This is a genomic window from Streptomyces sp. UW30, assembly GCF_008042075.1.
GTDB lineage: Bacteria > Actinomycetota > Actinomycetes > Streptomycetales > Streptomycetaceae > Streptomyces.
Genome location: NZ_RDBN01000135.1, coordinates 1 through 2,930 on the forward strand (window position 1 = coordinate 1; position 2,930 = coordinate 2,930).

At 72.4% G+C, this 2,930-nt stretch carries 2 protein-coding genes and 1 pseudogene; 1 reads left to right on the top strand and 2 read right to left on the bottom strand.

What is annotated here, in order from left to right:
- Positions 1-256: pseudogene (locus tag EAO75_RS44840) on the bottom strand (1-aminocyclopropane-1-carboxylate deaminase); the annotation flags it as partial.
- A gap of 45 nt (positions 257-301) precedes the next feature.
- Here EAO75_RS44840 and EAO75_RS44845 point away from each other — a divergent pair.
- On the top strand, positions 302-1,195 hold the full coding sequence (locus tag EAO75_RS44845) for a 1-aminocyclopropane-1-carboxylate deaminase/D-cysteine desulfhydrase (RefSeq protein WP_148000877.1): 894 nt from the start codon (positions 302-304) through the stop codon (positions 1,193-1,195).
- 7 nt (positions 1,196-1,202) lie between these two features.
- Here the strand turns inward: EAO75_RS44845 and EAO75_RS44850 are convergent, their stop codons facing one another.
- Positions 1,203-2,798, bottom strand: a complete 1,596-nt coding sequence (locus EAO75_RS44850; RefSeq protein WP_148000876.1) for a Na+/H+ antiporter — start codon at positions 2,796-2,798, stop codon at positions 1,203-1,205.
- Positions 2,799-2,930 lie beyond the last annotated feature (132 nt).

The window sequence follows — 2,930 nt, forward strand, 5'->3', positions numbered from 1 at the left end:
TGGAGTAGGCGCCGCCGAAGGTGAGCACGGTGCGACCGGCGGCGGCAGCGAGGTTCGGCGCGAGCTTGCGCCACTTGTTGCCGATCAGCTCCGGGTGGATCAGGTCGTCCCGGAGGGCGGCAGCAATGCCCTTGCCGTACGAGGGTGCGGGGAGCTCGGCGAGGAGCTGCGCGGGAAGGCCGACGTGGTCGCGGTCGCCTGCGGCACGGGCGGAACCCTGGCGGGCCTCGCCGCCGGGCTCGGCCCTGGTCAGCAAGCCCTGGGCGTGCCCGTCCTCAAGGGCGGCTTCCTGGGGGACGACATACGGCACCTGCAGGCCGAGACGTTCGGCGGGCCTCGGGGCGAATGGCGGCTGGACGAGCGGTTCACCCGTCGCGGTCTGCGTCTGCTGCTCAAGCGGGACGACCTGATCCACCCGGAGCTGATCGGCAACAAGTGGCGCAAGCTCGCGCCGAACCTCGCTGCCGCCGCCGGTCGCACCGTGCTCACCTTCGGCGGCGCCTACTCCAACCACCTGCGCGCCACCGCCGCAGCGGGCCACCTCCTCGGTCTGCCCACGGTCGGCGTGGTGCGCGGCCAGGAGCTGGCCGACCGACCCCTCAACCCGTCCCTCGCCCGGTGCGTGGCCGATGGCATGCGCCTGCATTTCGTCGACAGATCGACGTACCGCCACAAGACCGAGCCGCGGACACTGGCGGCCGTCCTGCGCGCGGCCGGTGCGCAGGACGCGTACGTCGTCCCGGAGGGCGGCAGCAATGCCCTTGCCGTACGAGGGTGCGGGGAGCTCGGCGAGGAGCTGCGCGGGAAGGCCGACGTGGTCGCGGTCGCCTGCGGCACGGGCGGAACCCTGGCGGGCCTCGCCGCCGGGCTCGGCCCTGGTCAGCAAGCCCTGGGCGTGCCCGTCCTCAAGGGCGGCTTCCTGGGGGACGACATACGGCACCTGCAGGCCGAGACGTTCGGCGGGCCTCGGGGCGAATGGCGGCTGGACGAGCGGTTCCACTTCGGTGGGTACGCCCGTACGACCCCGGAACTGGACGCCTTCGCAGAGGACTTCGAGGAGCGGCACGGCGTACGGGTCGAGCGTCTCTATGTCGCCAAGTTGCTGTATGGGCTTGTCGCGCTGGCCGAGGAGGGTGCCTTCCCGCGCGGGACGGTGATCGCGGCGGTCGTCACCGGAGCCCCGTTCCCCGGGTGACCGGCCCTCACTCGGCCTCCCGATAGGCGGCCGCCTCCTCCAGGTCCAGTCTGCGCAGCAGCGTTCGCAGCATCTCGTCGTCGATGTAGCGGCCGTCGCGCAGCCTCACGAAGACCGCGCGTTCGGTGCCGATCGCCTCGCGGGAGAGTCGGCGGTAGGTGTCGTCGACGGACTCGCCGGTGACGGGGTTGGCCTGGCCCAGGCGTTCCCAGACGGAGTTGCGGCGGCGTTCCAGGACGGCCCGCAGGCGGTCGGCCAGGGACTCGGGGAGGGCGTTGCGCTCGTCGGAGAGGAGTTCCTCCAGGCGTTGTTCGGCGGCGCGGGAGGCCTGCGCCTGGGCGTTCGCCTCGGCAAGGGTCTCGGCCTGCGAGTCGCGGCCGGGGACCTTCAGCACGCGGACCAGCGAGGGCAGCGTCACGCCCTGGACGACCAGGGTGCCGATGACCGTCGTGAAGGTGAGGAAGAGGATGAGGTTGCGCTCGGGGAAGTCGCCGCCGCCGTGCACGGTGAGCGGGATGGAGAAGGCGATCGCCAGCGAGACGACGCCTCTCATGCCGGCCCAGGCGATGATGAACGCACCCCTCCACGTCGGGTTCTTCTCCCGCTCCCGGATCCGGGCCGACATCATGCGCGGCAGGAACGTCGCCGGATACACCCACACGAACCGCGAGACGACCACCACGAGGAAGACGGCGATCGCGTACCAGGCGGCACGGGTGCCCTCGTACTCTCCGAGGCCCTTGAGGACCACCGGCAGTTGCAGTCCGATCAGCGCGAACACCGCCGACTCCAGTACGAAGGCGACCATCCTCCACACCGCCTCCTCCTGGAGCCGCGTGGCGAAGTCGACCTCCCACGCGCGGTGCCCCAGGTAGAGCGCGACGACCACGACCGCCAGCACTCCGGAGGCGTGCACCTGCTCGGCGGCCGCGTACGCGACGAACGGGATCAGCAGCGAGAGCGTGTTCTGCAGCAGCACTTCCTTCACATGGGTGCGCAGCCAGTGGATCGGCACCATCAGCACCAGCCCCATGCCGATGCCGCCGAACGCCGCCAGCAGGAACTCCCAGATGCCGCCGGCCCAGGTGGCGCCCTCTCCGACGGCGGCCGCGAGGGCGACCCGGTAGGCCGTGATCGCGGTGGCGTCGTTCACCAGGGACTCGCCCTGAAGGATCGTGGTGATCCGCGACGGCAGCCCGACCCGGCGGGCGACCGCCGTCGCGGCGACCGCGTCCGGCGGCGCCACCACCGCGCCCAGCACCAGGGCCGCGGTCAGCGGCAGCCCCGGGATGACGAGATAGGCGACCCAGCCGACGGCGAAGGTCGCGAAGAGCACGTAGCCGACCGACAGCAGCATCACGGGCCGCATCTGCGCCCTCAGGTCGAGATACGAGCTGTCCGTCGCGGCGCTGTGCAGCAGCGGGGGCAGCACCAGCGGCAGGACGATGTGCGGGTCGAGGGTGTAGTCGGGCACGCCGGGCACGTACGACACCGCGAGCCCGGCCGCGACCAGCAGCAGCGGGGCCGGCACGGGCGAGCGCCGGGCGGCCGCGGCCACGGCGGCACTCCCCGCCACCAGCAACAGCAGCGGCATCACATCCATACGTCTCGCCCACCCTCACCCGCACCGTCACCGGCGCCGACGCGCCGATGCCCACCACTCGACACGGGCCGGCGCCCGCGCTCCCCGCTCTCGCCCGACACCCCCGGCCGGCGAGCGTCCCCCATCATCCGC